A 21,451-nucleotide genomic window follows, 5' to 3' on the forward strand; every position below is an offset into this window, starting at 1 on the left:
CACCGACCTGCTCAGCACCCGCGTACCCGAGTGCCGCGGCAGCCCGGGTGCGCACCTCTGTGAGGAGTTCACGCCGGCGGGCTTCGGGGGCGAGATCGCGCAACCGGGCCTGTAGCCCGGTCGTGACGGCCTCGACGGTGATCTCGGACCCGGCCGGGGCACGGTACACCTCGCTGAGGAGCGGGCTGGGCCGGACCGCGGTGAAGGCGGGGCCGAAGCGACTCCAGTCGACGTCGGCCACGAAGGCGACAGCGGATGCGTCCGCGACGCAGGCCGCGAGGGCGTCCAGGGCCCGGTCGGGGTCGAGCAGGCCGACGCCGCCGCGCAGCTGTCGGCCCTCCGCGTCGGCGTCGGCGGCCATGCCGCCGCCGGCCCAGGGCCCCCACGCGATCGACGTGGCGGGCAGCCCCTCGCTCCTGCGGCGCTCCGCGAGGGCGTCCAACAGGGCGTTGGCAGCAGCGTAGTTGGCCTGTCCGGCGGAGCCGACCGTGCCGGCGAAGGACGAGAAGAGGATGAAGGCGGAGAGGTCGCGGTCCCGGGTCAGCTCGTCCAGGTGGCGCGCACCGGTGACCTTGGCGGCGAAGACCTTCCTGAACGCGCCCGGCGTGAGGCCGTCGACAACGCCGTCCTCCAGCACTCCGGCGGTGTGGACGACCGCGTCCACGGGGTGGGCGTCGAGCAGCGCCCGCAGTGCCTCACGGTCCGTCAGATCGAGAGCGGCCAGGGTCACTTCGGCGCCGAGGTCGCACAGTTCGCGCCGTAGCTCCTCGGCACCCGGCGCCTGGGCTCCGCTGCGGCTGACCAGGACGAGGTGCGCGGCACCCTGCCGGGCGGCCCACCGGGCCACCCTGGCGCCCAGTGCGCCCGTGCCACCGGTCACCAGGATCGTGCCGGACGGCTGCCAGACCGATTCCGGTACGCGGGAGGTCGGGACAAGACGACGGCTCAGGACACCACCGGTACGGATCGCGGCCTGGTCCTCCTGCGGGCTCGCGGCCTTCGCGCCCTCGGCGAGCAGGGTGACGAGCCGTGCCGCCGAGCGTCCGTCCAGCGTCGGGGGAAGGTCCACGAGACCGCCCCAGCGATCGGGGTGCTCCAGGGCCACGACGCGGCCGAGACCCCAGACGGCGGCCTGGTCCGGTTCCAGGACGGGATCGCCGGCCGTCGTGGTGACGGCTCCCCGGGTCAGAGTCCACAGCGGTGCCACGACAGCGGCGTCACCGAGCGCCTGGACGAGCACCGTGGTCGCGAGTACACCGCCGGGCACGTCGCCGCTCTCGCCGCGCTCCAGAGCGAGCGCGGAGACGACACCGGTGACCGGAGATTCCTCGACGGCCACGGCGATCCGGCGGGCCAACTCGGCCCGGGTGTCGCTGTGGTGGTGCTCGACGAAGACCAGTTCCGCCCCTGCGTCGAGCAGGGCACCGGTCACCGCGCCGTCCCAGCCGTCGGAGCCGTCCGGGGAAACCGGCCTGAGGAACAGCCAGCGCCCCGACAGTCGGGAACCTTCGGGCAGACCGGCGACCGTACGCCACACGACAGTGTGGTGCGGGCCGGTGACGTCGACGGCCGATCCGTCCTCGCCGTAGGAACGCTCCAGCCAGTAGCGGTCCCGGCGGAAGGCGTACGTGGGCAACTCGACCGTGCCGGCGCCCTGGAGCAGCGCGCTCCACGCCACCGGGGCCCCGTTCACGTGCAGTCGCGCGAGGGCCGTCACAAGGTGCTGGGTCTCCTGGCCGTCCTTGCGGAGGACCGGCACGTACAGCGCATCGTCCGCTGCGCAGCTCTGCGCGAGGGCGGTGAGGGTGCCGTCAGGTCCGATCTCCAGGAAACGCGTCACACCCTCAGCCACGAGCGCAGCCACCCCATCGGCGAAGCGAACCGCCTCACGGACGTGCCGCACCCAGTACTCGGCCGACGCCAACTCCCCATCCGCAGCAAGCTGTCCCGTCACGTTCGAGACGACCGGGATCGACGGTGCACCGTAACTGATGCCCTCCGCGACCCGGCGGAACGCATCGAGCATCGGCTCCATCAACGGGGAGTGGAAGGCGTGCGAGACCCGCAGCCGCGACGCGCGCCGACCCTGCGCCTTCAGCTCCTCCGCGACGTCGACGACCGCCGACTCCACACCCGCGATCACCACCGCCCGAGGACCATTGACCGCCGCGATCGACACCTCGCCCGCACGGCCTTCGACCAGCGGGGCCACTTCCTCCTCGGTGGCCTCCACCGCCACCATCACACCACCGACCGGCAGCCCCTGCATCAACCGGCCACGGGCCACGACCAGAGCACAGGCGTCCTCCAGCGACAACACACCCGCCACATGCGCAGCAGCGACCTCACCGATCGAATGCCCGATCAGGACGTCAGGACGCACCCCGAACGACTCCACCAGACGGAACAACGCCACCTCGACCGCGAACAACGCGGGCTGCGTCCACTCCGTACGACCCAGCCGCTCCGCATCCCCGCCGAAGACCACATCACGCAACTCGCCTCCCGCGTGAGCGCACACCGCGTCGAACGCCTCCGCGAACACCGGGAAAGCCTCGTACAACTCACGGCCCATCCCCAACCGCTGCGCACCCTGACCCGAGAACAGGAAGGCGGTGCGGCCGTCCCGGGTGGTGCCTGTCAGGGTGTGGGAGTCGGGGTCGCCGGACGCCAACGCGTCGAGGGCGGTGAGGAGTTCGGCGTGGTCGTTGCCCTGGATGACGGCTCGGGTCTCGAAGGTGGTGCGGGTGGTGGCGAGGGAGGCGGCCAGGTCGTAGGGGTCGGTGTCGGGCCGCGTGGTCAGGTGGGCGGCGAGGCGGCCGGCCTGGGCGCGCAGGGTGGCCTCGTCGCGGGCGGACAGCAGCCAGGGCAGGACCGGCAGGGCGGTGCGGGGGGCCGGCTGCGCGGGGGGCTCTTCGGTGGTGGGCTCGGGGGCCTGCTCGATGACGGCGTGCGCGTTGGTGCCGGAGACGCCGAAGGCCGAGACGCCGACGCGGTGCGGGTGGTCGACGTGGGGCCAGTCGACGGGCTCGGTGAGCAGGCGGACGTGGCCGGCGTTCCAGTCGACGTGTCGCGAGGGGCGTTCCGCGTGCAGGGTGGGCGGCAGGACGCCGTGGCGCAGGGCGAGTACGGACTTGATGACGCCGACGACGCCCGCGGCGGCCTGGGTGTGGCCGATGTTCGACTTCGCCGAGCCGAGCAACAGCGGGCGGTCGGCGGGCCGGCCCTGGCCGTAGGTGGCGAGCAGCGCCTGGGCCTCGATGGGGTCGCCGAGCGAGGTGCCGGTGCCGTGGGCCTCGACGGCGTCGATCTCGGCGGCGGGCAGGCCGGCGTTGGCGAGGGCCGCGAGGATGACGCGCTGCTGGGCGGAGCCGTTGGGGGCGGTGAGGCCGTTGGAGGCGCCGTCCTGGTTGACCGCGCTGCCGCGCAGTACCGCGAGGACCTGGTGGCCGTTGCGGCGGGCGTCCGAGAGGCGTTCGACGACGATCGTTCCGGCGCCCTCGGCCCAGCCGGTGCCGTCGGCGTCGTCGGAGAAGGCCTTGCAGCGGCCGTCGCCGGCCAGGCCGCCCTGCTGGTCGAACTCGATGAAGGCGCCGGGGCCGGACATGACGGTGACGCCGCCGACGACGGCGAGGGAGCACTCGCCGGAGCGCAGCGACTGGGCGGCCAGGTGCAGGGCGACGAGGGAGGAGGAGCAGGCGGTGTCGACCGTGACGGCAGGACCCTCCAGGCCCAGGGTGTAGGCGATCCGGCCGGAGAGGACCGACATGGAGTTGCCGGTGAGCAGATGGCCCCGGACGTCGTCGGGGACCTCGCGCAGCCCGGAGGTGTAGCCCTGGTCGCTGCATCCGACGAACACGCCCGAGCGGCTGCCCCGCAGGCCGGCGGGGTCGATGCCGGCGCGCTCGAAGGCTTCCCAGACGACTTCGAGCAGCAGGCGCTGCTGCGGGTCCATGGCGAGCGCTTCGCGCGGGGAGATGCCGAAGAAGGCGGGGTCGAACCGGTCCGCGTCGTGCACGAAGCCGCCGCGGCGGCGGCCGTCGGCGCCGTCGGTCCCGGCGGCCGTGGGCCAGCCGCGGTCGGCGGGCCAGTCCGTCACCGCGTCGGTGCCGGAGACGAGCAGGTCCCAGAAGTCGTCGGGTGTGCGGACGCCGCCGGGCAGGCGGCAGCTCATGCCGACGATGGCGACGGGCTCCTGCTCGCGGGCCTCCAACTGCCGCAGTTGGCGACGGGTGTTGTGGAGATCGACGGTGACCCGCTTGAGGTAGTCCCGAAGCTGCGCTTCATTCGTCATGGACTGCCCCCATGCTGTTCGGTTCGGTGATGGAACGTGTCGTCGCGCACGCTGGTGGGGCCCTGCGGCATCCGGCCGCTGGGGGTGTTCCTCGTGCGGTGGGGACAGCATGACCCGGCGCGGGAGCCTTTCTCGGCCCCGACCGGGGTTGTCTGGGGAAACCCTTGGAAATCATGAACGGCCCGCGATTCACGCAGGCCGGAGCGACGGCCGGGACCGGGGCGGGGGGACCGGCGCGGGTGTGCCGGGGCCCCGGACGGCGCTGTGCAGGCGCGTGTCCGGGGCCCGGATCTCTCAGGTGTACGGCGGTGGGGCGCCCCTGGCGAGCACGTTGTGCAGGACGCCGAAGGCGTCCCGGAGCGCCGCGAGGGCGTCGGGGATGCGCCAGGCGGCGCGGTCGCGGGGGCCGACGGCGTTGGAGATGGTGCGCAGTTCCAGCAGCGGGACGCCGTGGACGGCGGCGGCCTCGGCGACTCCGAAGCCCTCCATCGCCTCGGCGGCGGCTCCGTGGCGTTGCCGTAGGTCCTGGGCACGGTCCGCCGTGCCGGTGACGGTGGAGACGGTCAGGACGGGGGCGTGGACGGCGCCGAGGACGCGGGCGACGGCAGCCGAGAGGTGGGGTGCGCAGGCGTGTTCGGAGGTGCCGAAGCCCAGGCTGTCCACGGAGAGGAATCCGTCGGCGGTCTGGCAGCCGAGGTCGGCGGCGATGACGCGGTCGGCGACGACGACGGATCCGACGTCGGCGATGGGCGCGAAGCCTCCGGCGATGCCCGTGGAGATGACCAGGTGATACGGGTTTCCGTGGAGGTGCGCGACGGTGAGTGCGGCGTCGGTCGCGGCGGCCGCGGCCGCGGGGCCCACTCCGCCGGCCACCAGGTCGGTGCTGAGCGGCTGGCGCGGGGCGGTGCACGGCCCGGCCGCGGTGCGCGGGGCGGGCGCGGTGGAGGTGTCCTTGGCGCAGCCGATGCGGAGCATCTCCCGGCCCGGCAGGTCGCCGCAGCCGACCGCCGCGGTGGGGCCGAGGCCCCGCGCGACGGCGTCGCGCTCGGCCTCGACCGCGGTGACCACGAGGACGCGTACGGGGTTCATGAGGACAGCTGGACGTGCCCGTGGTCGCCTATGACGAGGCGGTGGGTGGCAGGCAGTCCGGGGGCGAGGGTGACTTTGACGTTGCGGCCGACGAGGGAGGCGGCCACGCGCCGGATGTGGTCGAAGGACGACTCGCGCAGCACGATCGAGTACTCGATCTCGCTGTGGGTGATGCGGCAGTTCTCCGCGACCGAGGTGGACGGGCCGACGTACGAGTCGCTGACGACACTGCCGGCGCCGATGATGACGGGGCCGACGATGCGGGAGCGGCGGACCTCGGCGCCCGGCTCGATGCGGACGCGCCCGATGATCTCGCTCTCGTCGTCGACGTAGCCGTCGACGCTGGGCTGGAGGCGTTCGAGCAGGGTGCGGTTGACCTCCAGCATGTCGGTGACGTTGCCGGTGTCCTTCCAGTAGCCGGTGATGACGGTGGAGCGGATCGCCATGCCCTGGTCGATCATCCACTGCAGGGCGTCGGTGATCTCCAGCTCGCCGCGGGCGGAGGGCCGGATGGCCCGCACCGCTTCGTGGACGGCCGTCGTGAAGAGGTACACGCCGGCGATGGCCAGGTCGCTGCGCGGTGTGCGGGGCTTCTCCTCCAGGTCGAGGATGTTGCCCTTGTCGTCGGTGACCGCCACGCCGAAGGCCGTGGGGTTGTCCACCCGGGTGAGCAGCACCTGGGCGTCGCGCGGGTCCTTGCGGAACTCCTCGACGACGTCGGTGATGCCGTCGAGCACGAAGTTGTCGCCGAGGTACATGACGAAGTCGTCGTCGCCCAGGAAGGGTTGGGCGATGAGGACGGCGTGGGCGAGCCCCAGGGGTTCGCTCTGCGGGATGTAGGTGACGTTCAGCCCGAAGGCGGAGCCGTCGCCGACGGCGGCCTCGATCTCCGGGGCGGTGCTGCCGACGATGACGCCGACGTCGGTGATGCCCGCGGCGGCGATGGATTCGAGGCCGTAGAAGAGGATCGGTTTGTTGGCGACCGGGACCAGTTGCTTGCTGGACGTGTGGGTGATCGGTCGCAGTCGCGTACCTGATCCCCCCGCGAGCACGAGAGCCTTCACTGTTCCATCCAGGTGACGGGTGGGCGGTGGTGGGTGGGAGGGGGCGGCCGGCCGGGCCCGGACGGTGGGTCCGGGCCCGGACCGGGCCGGTCGGTTCAGGTCTCGTCGAGGTCGCCGGCCAGGAAGGCGCGCAGTTCGTCGTCGGAGACCTCGTCGGCGGCCGCTCCCGGAGCCGACGGCGTGGGCGTGAGGGCGGTGTCGGCCGTCGTGCCCGCGGCGTCCAGCCGGGCCAGCAGTCCGCTGAGCCGGCTGCGCAGCCGCTCCTGGACGGCGCTGTCCAGTGCGGTCGCGGTGAACTGGGCCTCCAGGGCGTCGAGTTGATCGAGGACCGGGGAGGCGGGCGGCTGTGCCTCGGGGGCGATGCGCGTCAGGAGATGCGCGGCGAGCCGCTGCGGTGTGGGGTAGTCGAACATGAGCGTCGCGGGGAGTCGTACCCCGGCGAGGGCACCGATGCGGTTGCGCAGTTCGACGGCGGTCAGCGAGTTGAATCCGCTGTCCAGGAACCCTCCTTCGGGGTCGAGGGAGTCGGGGCTGTCGTGCCCGATGACCAGGGCCGCCTGGGTGAGTACGGCGTCCAGGGCGGCGGCGCGGCGGGCGTCGGGGGCGAGTGCGGCGAGGCGGGCGCGCAGCTCGCCCTCGGCGGGCGCCGTCGACGCGGTGGCCGTGGCGGTCGCGGGGCGCCGGGTGCGGGCCGGGACGAGGTCGCCGAGCAGGTCGGGCACCGATCCGTCGGAGGCGCGCAGCGCCGCCGGGTCGAGGTCGGCGGGCGCGTGGTACGGCTCCGGGGAGCGCAGCGCCGCGTCGAGCAGGGCGAGCGCGTCGTCGGTGGCCATGGGCCGCAGACCGCTGCGCGCGATGCGGCGCAGGTCCGCCTCGGCGAGCTTGCCGGTCATGCCGCTGCGTTCGGCCCACAGGCCCCAGGCGAGGGACTGGACGCGGCGTCCGCCGGCGGCGCGGCGGGCGGCGAAGGCGTCGAGGAAGGCGTTCGCGGCCGAGTAGTTGGCCTGGCCGACACCGCCGAGGGTGCCGGCGATCGAGGAGAACAGGACGAGCGCGGCGTCGCTGTCGCGGGTGAGTTCCTCCAGCAGGACGGTGGCGTCGGCCTTGGCGCGCAGCACCGTGTCGACGCGCTCGGGGGTGAGGGACTGCACGATGCCGTCGTCGAGGACGCCCGCGGTGTGGACGACCGCGGACAGCGGGCGGTCGGCGGGGACGTCGGCGAGCAGGGCGCTCAGGGCGTCGCGGTCACTGACGTCGCAGGCCGCGACGGTGACGTGGGCTCCGTGACCGCTGAGCTCCGCGCAGAGTTCGGTCATGCCCTCGGCTGCCGTGCCGCGCCGGCCGGCGAGCACCAGGGAGCGCGCGCCGTGGGCGGTGACGAGGTGTCGGGCGATCTCCCGGCCCAGGACGCCGCCGGCTCCGGTGACGAGCACGGTGCCGTCCGCGGGTATGCCGTCCGTCGCGTGGGCGGGTGTGGCCGTCCGGGCGAGCCGGGGGGTGAGCGCGTTGCCCGCGCGCAGGGCGATCTCGCTCTGCTCCGACGCCAGTACGGCCGGCAGCTGTGCCAGGGAGGCGGCGCTGCCGTCGTGGTCGACCAGGGCGAACCGGCCCGGGTTCTCGGCGCGTGCCGCGCGGACCAGACCCCAGACCGCGGCCTGCGCCGGGTCGGTGCGGGGCGCGTCCTCGAGCCCGGTGGTGACGGCGTGCCGGGTCAGCACGACGAGCCGGGAGTCGGCCAGGCCGGCCACGGCCAGCCAGTCGGTGATCAGGTGCAGCGCGTGGTGGGTGGAGTGCCGGGTGGCCGCGGTGAGGTCGCCGTCCGCGTCGGTGTCGGGCACGGCGGCCAGGACCGTCGCGGGGACGGTCGTACCGGCCGTGGCCGCGTACAGCGCGGCGGGGTCCGCGTGGTGCTCGGCGGCGCCGAGCGCGGATGTGGCGGGCGGGAGCGCGCCGCCGACGAGGTGCGGCGTGCCGGCGGGCGGCGTGCCGAGGGCGAGCGGCGTCCAGCGGATCGTGTGCAGCGCGCCGCGCCCCGGTGCGGCCGGAAGGGCGCTGGTGTCCACGGGCCGCAGGGCGAGTGAGTCGATGTCGGTGACGGGGCGTCCCGTGCCGTCGAGCAGGCTCACCCGGTAGGTGTGCTCGCCGGCCGGGGTGAGGCGTGCGCGCAGCGCGGTGGCACCGGCGCGGTGCGGTGTGACGTCGGAGAAGGTGAACGGCAGGACGGTGCCGGTGTCTTCGGCCGTGGCGAGTGCCACGGTGTGCAGGGCGGCGTCCAGAAGGGCCGGGTGCACGCGGAACCGGTCGGTGCCCTGCAGGTGTTCGCCGTCCTCCGGGGCGATCTCCGCGTACACGGTGTCGCCGTCGCGCCAGGCGGCGCGCAGTCCGCGGAAGGCGGGGCCGTAGGCGAAGCCGGCGGCGGCGATGCCCTCGTACAGGCCGCTCACGTCGACCTCGGTGGCGGCCGGCGGCGGCCAGGCGCCCGGGAAGGGTGCCGGAGCGGTGGCCGCCGGTGCGCCGCCGAGGGTGCCGTCGGCGTGCCGGGTCCAGTCGCCGCCGGTGGCGGGCCGGGAGTGCACCGCGAGGGCGCGGTCACCGTTGCCGTCGGGTGCGGCGACGGTGACCTGGAGCTGGACGCCGCCGTGCTCGGGCAGCACGAGCGGTGCCTGCAGGGTCAGGTCGCCGATCCGCGCGGCTCCGACGTGGGCGCAGGCCTCCATGGCGAGGTCGAGGAACGCGGTGCCGGGGAAGAGGGTCCGTCCGTCGAGCGCGTGGTCGGCGAGCCAGGGCCGGTCCTGCACGCGGACGGTGCCGGTGAGGACGACTCCGGCGCTGTCGGCGAGCGGGACGGCCGCGGTGAGGAGCTGGTGGTGTACGGCGTCCAGGTCCGTGCGGTCGCCGGTGGAGCCGGTCGTCTCCAGCCAGTAGCTGCGCCGCTGGAAGGGGTAGGTGGGCAGGTCGGTGCGGCGGGCGCCGGTGGGGGCGAACCAGGTGGCCCAGTCCACCGCGTGGCCGTGTGTGTGCAGCCGGGCGAGGGCGGAGGTCAGGGACACCTCTTCCGCCGTGTCGCGCCGCAGGGTGGGTACGAGGGTGGCGTCGCCGTCGGCGCAGTCACCGGCGAGCGCGGTGAGGACGCCGCCCGGACCGATCTCGACGTAGGTGGTGACGCCCTGTTCCTCCAGGGTGCGGATGCCGTCGCGGAAGCGGACGGGCTCGCGGACCTGGCGCACCCAGTAGGCGCCGTCGAAGGGCTCGTCGGCGCTGACGGGGCGCCCGGTGACCGTGGACACCAGCGGCAGCGCCGGGGCGGCGTGGCCGAGGTCAGCGGTGCGCGCGGCGAACGTGTCGAGCATGCCGTCCATGTGGTGCGAGTGGAAGGCGTGGCTGACGTTGAGGCGGTGCGTCTTGCGGCCCTGTGCGGCCAGTTCGGCCGCGACCGTGGTGACGGCGTCCTCGTCGCCGGACAGGACCGTGGCGAGCGGGCCGTTGAAGGCCGCGACGGCCACCCGGCCCTCATGGGCGGCGAGCAGCGGCAGCACGTCGTCCGCGCCGGCCTGGACGGAGATCATGACGCCGCCCGCGGGCAGGTCCCCCATGAGCCCGCCGCGCACGGCGACGAGCCGGCAGGCGTCCTCCAGGGTGAGGATCCCCGCGACATGGGCCGCGGCGATCTCGCCGACGGAGTGCCCGAGCAGTGCGTCGGGCCGCACGCCCAGGCTCTGCAGCAGCCGGTACAGGGCGACCTGGCCGGCGAAGAGCCCGGCCTGGGTGTACGCCGTGCGGTCCAGGTACGCGGCCTCGGTGCTGCCCTCCTCGGCGAACAGGACGTCGCGCAGGGGCAGTTCGAGGTGGGCGTCGAGGTGGGCGCAGGCCTCGTCGAGTGCGTCGGCGTACGCGTCGTAGCGCTCGTACAGGGCCCGGCCGAGGGCGGCCTGCTGGCTGCCCTGGCCGGAGAACAGGAAGGCCACCTTGCCGCCGCGGGCCCGGTCGGTGGTCAGCAGCGGGTGCTCGCGGCCCTCGGCGAGGGCGGTGAGTGCGTCGGTGAGGGAGGCGGTGTCGTCGGTGACGACGGCCGCGCGGTCGAAGTGCCGGGCGCGGGTGGTGGCCAGGGAGAACGCCAGGTCGGCCGGAGCGGTGTCCGGGCGGGCGGCGAGCTCGTCGAGCAGCCGCCGGGCCTGGGCGCGCAGCGCGGCGTCGCCGCGGGCCGACAGCAGCCACGGCAGGGTGCGCACGGTGTCGTCGGCCGGCCGGGGCTGCGCCGGGGCGGCGCGGTCCGGCTCCTGCAGGATCACGTGCGCGTTGGTGCCGGAGACACCGAAGGCCGAGACGCCCGCCCGCCGCGGTGTGTCACCGGGTGCCCAGTCGCGCTCTTCGTGCAGCAGGCGCACGGCGCCGGACGACCAGTCGATGTGCGGGGACGGACGGTCGGCGTGCAGGGTGCGCGGCAGGACGTCGTGGCGCATCGCCATGACCATCTTGATGACGCCGGCGACACCGGAAGCGGCCTGTGTGTGACCGATGTTGGACTTCAGCGCCCCGAGCCACAGCGGCCGCTCGGCGGGCCGGTCCTGACCGTAGACGGCCAGCAGCGCCTGCGCCTCGATGGGGTCGCCGAGCGTGGTGCCGGTGCCGTGCGCCTCCACGGCGTCGACGTCCGCCGGGGCGAGCCCGGCGGAGGCCAGCGCCTGGCGGATGACGCGCTGCTGGGCGGGTCCGCTGGGCGCGGTGAGCCCGTTGGAGGCGCCGTCCTGGTTGACGGCGGTCCCCGCGACGGTGGCGAGCACCGTGTGGCCGTTGCGGCGCGCGTCGGACAGCCGCTCCAGCAGGAGGAGGCCGACGCCTTCGGCCCAGCCCGCGCCGTCGGCCTCGGCGGCGAACGGCTTGCAGCGGCCGTCCGGCGACAGGGCCCGCTGCCGGCTGAACTCGACGAAGGTGTCCGGCGTGGAGATCACGGTGACACCGCCGGCCAGGGCGAGTTCGCACTCCCCGGACCGCAGGGCCTGGACCGCGAGGTGCAGGGCGACCAGGGAGGAGGAGCAGGCGGTGTCGACGGTGACGGCCGGTCCCTCCAGGCCGAAGGTGTAGGCGATGCGGCCCGAGGCGACGCTGCTCGCGCTGCCGGTGGCGAGGTAGCCCTCCAGTTCCTCGGGCGCCGTTCGGGCCCTGCTGCGGTAGTCGTTGTAGTTGGATCCGACGAACACGCCCGCGCGGAGGCCGCGGACCGCGTCCGGATCGATCCCGGCGCGTTCGAACGCCTCCCAGGACGTCTCCAGCAGCAGCCGGTGCTGCGGGTCGATCGCCACGGCCTCGCGGGGTGCGATGCCGAAGAACGCGGGGTCGAACCGGTCGGCGTCGTGCAGGAAGCCGCCGTGCCGGGCGTACGAGTGGCCGATGCGGTCGGGGTCGGGGTCGTAGAGGTTCTCGACGTCCCAGCCGCGGTCGGCCGGGAACGGCGTGATGGCGTCGGTGCCGTCGGCGACCAGCCGCCACAGCTCCTCCGGCGAGCTGACGCCGCCGGGGAAGCGGCAGCTCATGCCGACGATGGCGACCGGGTCGTCGTCCACGGCGGCCGTGGGCAGTTCGGCCACCGGTTCGGCGGTGGCGCCCGTCCCGTACAGCTCCCCGTCCAGGTAGGCGGCGAGGGCGCCGGCGGAGGGGTGGTCGAAGGCGAGGGTGACCGGCAGGCGCAGCCCGGTGGCCTCAGCCAACCGGTTGCGCAGTTCGACGGCGGTCAGCGAGTCGAATCCGACGTCCCGGAAGGCGCGCCCGTCGGGTACGGCGTCCGGATCCGCGTGGCCGAGCACGGCGGACGCCTGGGCGCGGACCTCGGCGACCAGCGCGGCCCGGCGCTCCGCCGGGGCCAGACCCGCCAGTCGCTCGACGAGCGGCGGCCCGTCGGCGGACTCGGGCTTCTTGTGCGCCTGCTCCGTGGCCAGGGCCGCCCGGGCCTCGGGGAACTCGCGCAGCGCGGCGAACGCGCGCGCGGTGATCAGCTTCCAGTCGACATCGGCGACGATCAGGAACTCCTCGTCCTGTTCGAGCGCCTTGTGCAGCGAGGCGACGGCCAGTTCGGGATCCATCGGCGGTACACCGTCCCGGCGCAGCCGCTCGGCGACCTCCTCCCCGACCATGCCGCCGCCCGCCCAGGTGCCCCAGCCGATCGAGGTGGCGGGCAGCCCCTGCGCCCTGCGGCTGGCGGCCAGGGCGTCCAGGAAGGCGTTGGCCGCGGCGTAACTGCCCTGTCCGGGTCCGCCGAGGGTGCCTGCCATGGAGGAGAACAGGACGAACGCGTCGAGGTCGAGGTGACGGGTGGCGGCGTCGAGGGCGAGCGCGGCGTCGGCCTTGGGGCGCACGACGCCATGGGCGCGCTGCGGTGTGAGCGCGTCGATGAGCCCGTCGTCGATGACGCCGGCGGTGTGCACCACCGCGGTGAGCGTGCCGCCGCCGGGCAGGTCGTCGACGAGCCGCCGCACCGCGTCGGCGTCGGCGACATCGCAGGCGACGACGCTCGCGGTCGCACCCGACTCTGCCAGTTCGGCGACGAGTTCGCCGACGCCCGGCGCGTCGGGGCCGCGTCGGGAGGCGAGCACCAGGTGCTCGGCGCCGCTGCGGGCGAGCCAGCGGGCGACGTGCCGGGCGAGCCCGCCGGTGCCACCGGTCACCAGGACGGTGCCGGAGGGCTGCCAGCTGCCGTCGGGCCGCGGCCCGTCGCCGGCGCGCACCAGGCGGCGCGCGAAGAGTCCGGAGGCACGCACCGCCAGGTGGTCCTCTTCGAGCGTCCCGGACAGTGCGCCGGTCAGCCGGCGCGCGGCACGGTCGTCGAGCGTGCCGGGCAGGTCGACGAGTCCGCCCCAGCGCTGCGGGTACTCCAGGGCCGCGATACGGCCGAGGCCCCACGTCATCGCCTGGAGCGGGCTGTTGAGCGGGTCGTTGCGGTGTACGGAGACCGCGCCGCGCGTGGCGCACCACACCGGTCCGTCGATGCGGACGTCACCGAGTGCCTGGAGCAGAGCCGTGGTCAGGACCATTCCGGTGGGCAGCACGCCCTCGTCCGACCAGGGGGACTCGTCCAGCGCGAGCAGCGACAGCACACCGCCGATCCCGGCGCCGGCGATCCGGTCGCGGAGCAGCTCGGCCATGTGGTCGCGTTCGGCGGCGGGTTCGCCGACGACGAGGAGGCGGGCCTCGGCCGACCGCTCGCCGATCGTGGCGAACACCTCCTGGACCAGCGGGTCGTCCTCGTGTCCGGCCGGCGCGACGACCAGCCAGGTACCGGCGAGTTCGTGGGCCTGCGCGGGCTGTTCGTTGAGGGGCCGCCAGGCGACCCGGTAGCGCCAGCCGTCGAGCGTCGAGTGGTTGAGCCGGTCACGCCGCCACGACGACAGCGCGGGCACCACCTCGGCGAGTGAACGCACGTCCGCGAGTCCGAGGCTCTCGGCCAGCGAATCGAGGTCCTGGCTCTCGACACTGGCCCAGAACCCGTCCTCCAGGGGGCCGGCGCCGCCGGACGTCCCACCGTCGACGGCGGTCTGTCGGGTGACAGGCTCCAGCCAGTAGTGGCTGCGCTGGAAGGCGTACGTCGGCAGGTCCACCCGGCGCGGGGACAGCCCCTCGAACACCGGGGCCCAGTCGACGGTGACGCCGCGCGTCCACGCCTCCCCGAGGGAGAGGTAGAACCGCTCCAGACCCCCCTCACCGCGACGCAGAGACCCGACGACCACGGCATCCGAACCAGCCGCCTCCACGGTCTCCGCGACCGGCACCGTCAGCACCGGATGCGGACTCATCTCCAGGAACGCACCGTGCCCGGACTCCACCAGACGCCGAACCGCAGACTCCAAACGAACCGTCTGACGCAGATTGCGGTACCAGTACCCCGCATCCGTCTCCGCCGACCCGACCCACTCCCCCGACACCGTCGAGAAGAACGGCACCGAAGGCACCAACGCCACAACCGGCGCCAACACCTCCGCCAACTCGGCCTCGATCGCCTCCACATGGGCCGAGTGCGACGCGTAATCCACATCGATCCGCCGCACCCGAACGCCGGACTCCTCGGCATGCGCAACAAGCTCGTCCAGCGCGTCCGCGTCACCGGACACGACCGTGGACGTCGGCCCGTTCACCGCGGCCACCGACACCCGACCCGCCCAACGCCCCGCCAACTCCCCAGCACCCACGGCATCCAACGCCACCGACACCATCCCGCCACGCCCCGCCAACGCCACGATCGCCCGCGACCGCAACGCCACCACCCGAGCACCATCCGACAACGACAACGCACCCGCCACCACCGCGGCAGCGATCTCACCCTGCGAATGACCCACCACCGCAGCAGGCTTGACCCCGAACGACTCCCACAACGCGGCAAGCGACACCATCACCGCCCACAACACCGGCTGGACGACATCCACCCGGTCAAACCCCGGCGCGCCCTCCACCCCGCGCACCACATCCACCAACGACCACTCGACGAACTCGTCCAACGTCACTGCACACTGCGCGAACCGAGCCGCGAACACCGGTGAAGAGTCCAGGAGTTCGACCGCCATCCCCACCCACTGCGCACCCTGACCCGGGAACACGAAGACGGGGTCGACGGTGTCGCCGATCCGCTGGGCGGTGCCGCGCGTGAGTGCGGTGTTCGAGGTCGCGGTGGCCAGGTCGCGCAGTGCGGCGACAAGGCTGTCGCGGTCGGCGCCGACGACGACGGCGCGTTCCTCCAGCACGGCACGGCCGGTCAGGAGGGAGTGCGCGATGTCGACGGGATCGCCGGTCGAGTTCTCCAGCTGGTTCAGCAGCCGCTCGGCCTGGGCGCGCAGTGCCTTGTCGGAGCGGGCGGACACCAGCCACGGCACCACGGTGCCGGGCCGCTCCTCGGCGAGCGGTGCCGGCTCCCGCGAGGGGTGCGGCTCGGGCTCTTCGAGGATGATGTGGGCGTTCGTACCGCTGACGCCGAAGGAGGAGACGCCGGCCCGGCGGGGTCGGTCGTGGCGTTCCCACGGGCGGGTCTGCGCGAGGACCTCGACCTGTCCCGCCGACCAGTCGACGATCGGGGAGACCTCATCGGCGTGCAGGGACTTCGGCAGGGTGCCGTGCCGCATGGCCTGCACCATCTTGATGATCCCGGCCATGCCCGAAGCGGCCTGCGCGTGACCGATGTTGGACTTCACCGATCCGAGCCACAGCGGCCGGTCGCCGTCCCGCTCCTGCCCGTACGTGGCCAGGAGTGCCTGGGCCTCGATCGGGTCACCCAGCTTCGTACCCGTACCGTGCGCCTCGACCACGTCCACCTCGGCCGCCGACAGACCGGCGTCGGCCAACGCCGCACGGATCACCCGCTGCTGGGACAGGCCGTTGGGAGCGGTCAGACCGTTCGACGCACCGTCCTGGTTCAGCGCCGAACCCCGCACCACCGCCAGCACCTGATGGCCCTGGGCCTCGGCGTCCGACAGCCGCTCCAGCAGCAGCACGCCCACACCCTCGGCCATGCCCATGCCGTCGGCCCCGGCCCCGAAGGCCTTGCAGCGGCCGTCCACGGCGAGGCCGCGCTGCCGGCTGAAGCCGACCAGGCCGATGGGCTCGCCCATGACGGCGGCGCCGCCGGTCAGCGCGAGGGAGCATTCGCCCGACCGCAGGGAGCGCATGGCCTGGTGCATGGCGACGAGCGCGGAGGAGCAGCCGGTGTCCATCGTCACGGCCGGGCCTTCGAGGCCGAGCGTGTACGAGATGCGGCCGGAGGCGATGCTGGTGACGGTGCCGGTGATGAGGTGGCCTTCGAGGCCCTCCGGCATCTCCCCGCTCGCTCCGTAGCCCTGGTGGGACACACCGAGGAAGACGCCGGTGTCGCTGCCGCGCAGGCTGTCGGGGGCGATGCCGGCCCGTTCCAGGGTCTCCCAGGTGGTTTCGAGGAGCAGTCGCTGCTGCGGGTCCATCGCGGTCGCCTCACGCGGCGAGATACCGAAGAACCCGGCGTCGAACTCGGCCGCGTCGTGCAGGAATCCGCCCTCGCGGACGTAGATGGTGCCGGCGCGGTCCGGATCGGGGTCGTACAGGGTGTCCATGTCCCAGCCGCGATCGGCGGGCAGGGACGATATGGCGTCGGTCTCGTCCAGGACGAGTCGCCAGAAGTCTTCCGGAGAGTGCACTCCGCCGGGGAAGCGGCAGCCCATGGAGACGATCGCGATCGGCTCGTCCTCGTGGGCCGGGCGGGCCGGTGCGACGGCCGGGAGTGTGGCGGACGGCTCCTCGGTGGTGTCGTCGACGAGGTGTCCGCGCAGGTGGCGTACCAGGTCACGGACGTTGGGGTGGTCGAAGACGATGGTGGCGGGCAGCGCGAGGCCGGTCGCCTCGTTGAGGCGGTTGCGCAGTTCGACCGCGGTGAGGGAGTCGAAGCCGAGTTCGCGGAACGCGCGCGTGGCGGCGACGTCGTTGCCGTCGGCGTAGCCGAGTACGGCGGCGACCTGGGTTCGGACCACGTCGGTCAGGGTCCGCTCGCGTTCGGGGGCGCTCAGGGCGGCGAGTTCCGCGCGCAGTCCGCCGCGCCGTTCGACGGCCCGGTCGAGCACCGCTTCGTCAGCCTGCATCGCGGCCGCCACCTCGGGGACCTCGTGCAGCAGCGGCCGGGGGTGAGCGGCGGTGAAGACGGGGACGAAGCGCTCCCAGTCGATGTCGGCGACGGCGAGGAAGGTCTCGTCGTGGTCGAGTGCCTGCTCAAGTCCCGCGACGGCCAGTTCGGCGTCCATGAACGGGATACCGCGCCAACGCAGTTGCTCCCGGACGACGTTGACGGCCATGCCGCCGCCCTCCGGGCTCCAGATGCCCCAGGCGAGGGACATGCCGGTCAGCCCGCGGGCCCTGCGGTGGTCGGCGAGGGCGTCGACGTAGGCGTTCGAGGCGGAGTAGGCGCCGTGGTCGCCGCTGCCCCAGGTGCCGGCGACGGACGAGTACAGGACGAAGGCGTCCAGCCGGTCGTGGTCGAAGAGCGCGTCGAGGTTGGCGGCGCCGAGCAGCTTGGCGCGGGCGCCCTCGGCGAAGAAGTCGAGGGTGGTGTCGGCGAGGGGGGCGAGCATGCCGACGCCCGCGGCGTGCACGACGGTGCGGATCGCGGGGCCGTCGGACTCGACCTGCTCGACGAGGCGGCGCAGCGCCTCCCGGTCGGCGACGTCACAGGCGGCGATGGTCACCCGGCAGCCCAGCTCGGTCAGTTCCTGCCGCAGTTCCTCCGCACCGGGCGCCTCGGCGCCGTGGCGGCTGGTCAGCACCAGATGCTCGGCGCCCTTGCGGGCGAGGAGTCTGGCGGTGTGCGCGCCGAGCCCGCCGGTGCCTCCGGTGATCAGCGCGGCGCCGCTGGTGCTCCAGGGGCGTGCCGCGCTCCGGCCCGCCAGGGGCGTGCGGACCAGCCGTCGGACGTGGGCGCTGCGCCCGCGCAGGGCGACCTGGTCCTCGCCACCCCCCGCGGCGAGCACGGCGACGAGACCTCGTACGGCGTCGGGGTCGGGCTCGGAGGGCAGGTCGACGAGTCCGCCCCAGCGTCGCGGCTGCTCCAGGGCGACGACGCGGCCGAGTCCCCAAAGGGCGCCCTGCATCGGGTGGTTCACCGTGTCGTCGGCGCCCGTGGTGACGGCCCCGCCGGTCAGGAACCACATCTTCGCCTCGGCACCTGCGTCCAGCAGGCCCTGGACCAGCAGCAGCGAGGAGAGCATGCCCATCGTGGCGCCGGCGTGGTCCGGGGCGTACCGCTCGTCGAGCGCGAGCAGCGACACGATGCCCCGCACGGAGTCGGGACCGGTGTCCGCCACGGCGTCGGCGAGCCGTGCGGCGATCCGCTCACGGTCCAGTTCGTCCTCGGCCATCACGAAGGTGACGGGATTCGCGCCCGCCTCGCTCAGGCCGTTGGCCACGGCTCCGGCGAGCGGCGACAGCGTGTGCTCCTCGGGTACGACGAGCAGCCAGGTGCCGTCGAGCGCGCCGCCCTCCGGGAGTTGGTACGGCCGCCACACGACGCGGTAGCGCCAACTGTCCAGCCGGGCACGGCCCTGCCGCCCGCGATGCCAGGAGGACAGGGCGGGAAGCACGCCGTCGAGGCCGTCGATGCCGTCGAGCCCGAGGGTGCGGGCGAGTTCATCCGCATCGCCCTCCTCGACGGTCCGCCAGAACCGCTCCTCGGCGGGGTCGGCAGCGGCCCGCGCCTTGGGCAGGTCGAGCCAGTAGTGGCTGCGCTGGAAGGCGTACGTCGGCAGGTCCACCCGGCGCGGGGACAGCCCCTCGAACGCCGGGGCCCAGTCGACGGTGACGCCGCGCGTCCAGGCCTCGCCGAGGGAGAGGTAGAACCGCTCCAGCCCCCCCTCACCGCGACGCAGAGACCCGACGACCACGGCATCCGAACCAGCTGCCTCCACGGTCTCCGCGACCGGCACCGTCAGCACCGGATGCGGACTCATCTCCAGGAACGCGCCGTGCCCCTCCTCGATCAGCGCGTCCACAGCGGGCTTGAGCCGAACCGTCTGACGCAGGTTGCGGTACCAGTACCCCGCATCCGTCTCCGCCGACCCGACCCACTCCCCCGACACCGTCGAGAAGAACGGCACCGAAGGCACCAACGCCACAACCGGCGCCAACACCTCCGCCAACTCGACCTCGATCGCCTCCACATGGGCCGAGTGCGACGCGTAATCCACATCGATCCGCCGCACCCGAACGCCGGACTCCTCGGCATGCGCAACAAGCTCGTCCAGCGCGTCCGCGTCACCGGACACGACCGTGGACGTCGGCCCGTTCACCGCGGCCACCGACACCCGACCCGCCCAACGCCCCGCCAACTCCGCGGCACCCACGGCATCCAACGCGACCGACACCATCCCGCCACGCCCCGCCAGCGCCACGATCGCCCGCGACCGCAACGCCGCCACCCGCGCACCATCCGACAACGACAACGCACCCGCAACGACGGCAGCAGCGATCTCACCCTGCGAATGACCCACCACCGCAGCAGGCCGCACCCCGAACGACTCCCACAGAGCGGCCAGCGACACCATCACCGCCCACAACACCGGCTGGACCACATCCACCCGGTCAAACCCCGGCGCACCCTCCACCCCCCGCACCACATCCACCAACGACCACTCGACGAACTCGTCCAACGCCACTGCACACTGCGCGAACCGAGCCGCGAACACCGGTGAAGAGTCCAGGAGTTCGACCGCCATCCCCACCCACTGCGCACCCTGACCCGGAAACACGAAGACGGGGTCAAGGCTCGCGCCGGGGTTTTCGCAGACGCCGCGGGCGGCGTTCGCCGGCCGTTCGCCGCGGGCGAGGGCGCGCAGGCCGTTCAGCAGCTCCGTGCGGTCGGCGCCGACGACAGCGGTGCGCTCCTCAAGGGCGGCGCGGCCGGTGGCGAGTGCGTGGGCGATGTCGACCGCGCGCAGGTCGGCGGAGTCCGCGCGGTCGAGCAGCCGCTGGGCCTGTTCCTTCAGGGCGGCTTCCGAGCGGGCCGACAGCAGCCAGGGCAGGACGGTGTCGGCCGGCTCCGCCTCGACGGCGTCTTCCTCGGCCGGTTCGGCGACCGGAGCCTGCTCCAGGATGACGTGGGCGTTCGTACCGCTGCCGCCGAAGGAGGAGACGCCTGCGCGGCGCGGCCGGCCGGTCTCGGGCCAGTCGACGGCCTCGGTGAGCACACGCAGGGTGCCGTCGGACCAGTCGACGTGCGGGGTGAGCTCCTCCCCGTGGAGCGACTTGGGGGCGACTCCGTGCCGGAGCGACTCGACCATCTTGATGATGCCCGCGACACCGGAAGCGGCCTGGGTGTGGGCGATGTTCGACTTCAGGGAACCGATCCACAGCGGGGTGTCGGCGTCCCGCTCGCGGCCGTACGTGGCCTGCAGTGCCTGCGCCTCGATCGGGTCGCCCAGCTTCGTGCCCGTGCCGTGCGCCTCGACCACGTCCACATCGGCCGCCGACAGACCGGCATCGGCCAGCGCCGCACGGATCACCCGCTGCTGCGAGGGCCCGTTGGGAGCCGTGAGGCCGTTGGACGCGCCGTCCTGGTTGATCGCCGAACCACGGATCACCGCCAGCACCTGATGACCGTGGGCCTCGGCGTCCGACAGCCGCTCCAGCAGCACCACTCCGACGCCTTCGCCCCAGCCCGTGCCGTCGGCGTCGGCTGCGAAGGGCCTGCAGCGGCCGTCGGCGGACAGGCCGCGCTGCCGGCTGAACTCGACGAAGTTGCGCATGCTGCCCATGACGGTGGCACCGGCCGCGACGGCCATGGAGCACTCTCCGGACCGCAGCGCCCGCACCGCGAGGTGGAGGGCGACCAGCGAGGAGGAGCACATGGTGTCGAGGCTGACGGCAGGTCCCTCGAAGCCGAAGCTGTAGGAGATGCGCCCCGACAGCACCGCGGCGGATCCGCCGGTCAGCAGGTGTCCTTCGATGCCCTCCGGCGCGCTGGTGCCGTCGGGGACGTAGGCCTGGTTGCTGGAGCCGACGAACACGCCGGTGGCGCTGCCCCGCAGGGTCGTGGGGTCGATGCCGGCCCGTTCGAACGCCTCCCAGGTGGTCTCCAGGAGCAGCCGCTGCTGCGGGTCCATCGCGGTCGCCTCACGCGGCGAGATCTCGAAGAACCCGGCGTCGAACTCGGCCGCGTCGTGCAGGAAGGCTCCCTGGCGGACGTAGCTGGTGCCGATGCGTTCGGGGTCGGGGTCGTACAGCGCCTCGATGTCCCAGCCGCGGTCGGTCGGCAGGTCCGAGACGGTGTCGACGCCGTCGGCGACGAGCTGCCACAGGTCCTCGGGGCTGCGCACTCCACCGGGCATGTGGCAGGCGGTGGCCACGATGGCGATGGGCTCGTGCGCCCGCGTCTCCAGGTCGGTGAGCCTGTGGCGGGTCTGTCGCAGGTCCGTGGTGACGCGCTTGAGGTAGTCCCGCAGCTTGTCCTCGGTACTACCCGCGTTGCCGGCGTTGCCGGCGTTGCCTGTGTTGTCCGTGTTGGCCATGCCAGTCA

General features: G+C 73.6%; 4 protein-coding genes. All 4 read right to left on the reverse strand.

Annotation, left to right across the window (positions count from 1 at the left end):
* On the reverse strand, positions 1-4,294 hold a 4,294-nt coding region (locus BIV25_RS44010; RefSeq protein ID WP_143076814.1), incomplete at its 3' end, for a type I polyketide synthase.
* A gap of 294 nt (positions 4,295-4,588) precedes the next feature.
* Entirely contained in the window at positions 4,589-5,383 is a 795-nt protein-coding gene (locus tag BIV25_RS44015; protein WP_071378220.1) for a futalosine hydrolase, read from the reverse strand.
* Positions 5,380-6,447, reverse strand: a complete 1,068-nt coding sequence (locus tag BIV25_RS44020; protein WP_071378221.1) for a glucose-1-phosphate thymidylyltransferase — start codon at positions 6,445-6,447, stop codon at positions 5,380-5,382. The genes BIV25_RS44015 and BIV25_RS44020 overlap by 4 nt, the downstream gene beginning before the upstream one ends.
* Positions 6,448-6,542: 95 nt before the next feature.
* Positions 6,543-21,443, reverse strand: coding sequence for a type I polyketide synthase (locus BIV25_RS53890; protein ID WP_079177282.1), 14,901 nt, complete (start codon positions 21,441-21,443; stop codon positions 6,543-6,545).
* Positions 21,444-21,451: the final 8 nt, after the last annotated feature.

This window comes from Streptomyces sp. MUSC 14, assembly GCF_001866675.1.
In the GTDB taxonomy this organism is placed as follows: Bacteria; Actinomycetota; Actinomycetes; order Streptomycetales; family Streptomycetaceae; genus Streptomyces.

Coding starts and splice junctions, on each gene's coding strand:
- BIV25_RS44015 (WP_071378220.1), bottom strand. CDS start 5,383: ATGAACCCCGTACGCGTCCTCGTGGTCACCGCGGTCGAGGCCGAGCGC.
- BIV25_RS53890 (WP_079177282.1), bottom strand. CDS start 21,443: ATGGCCAACACGGACAACACAGGCAACGCCGGCAACGCCGGCAACGCG.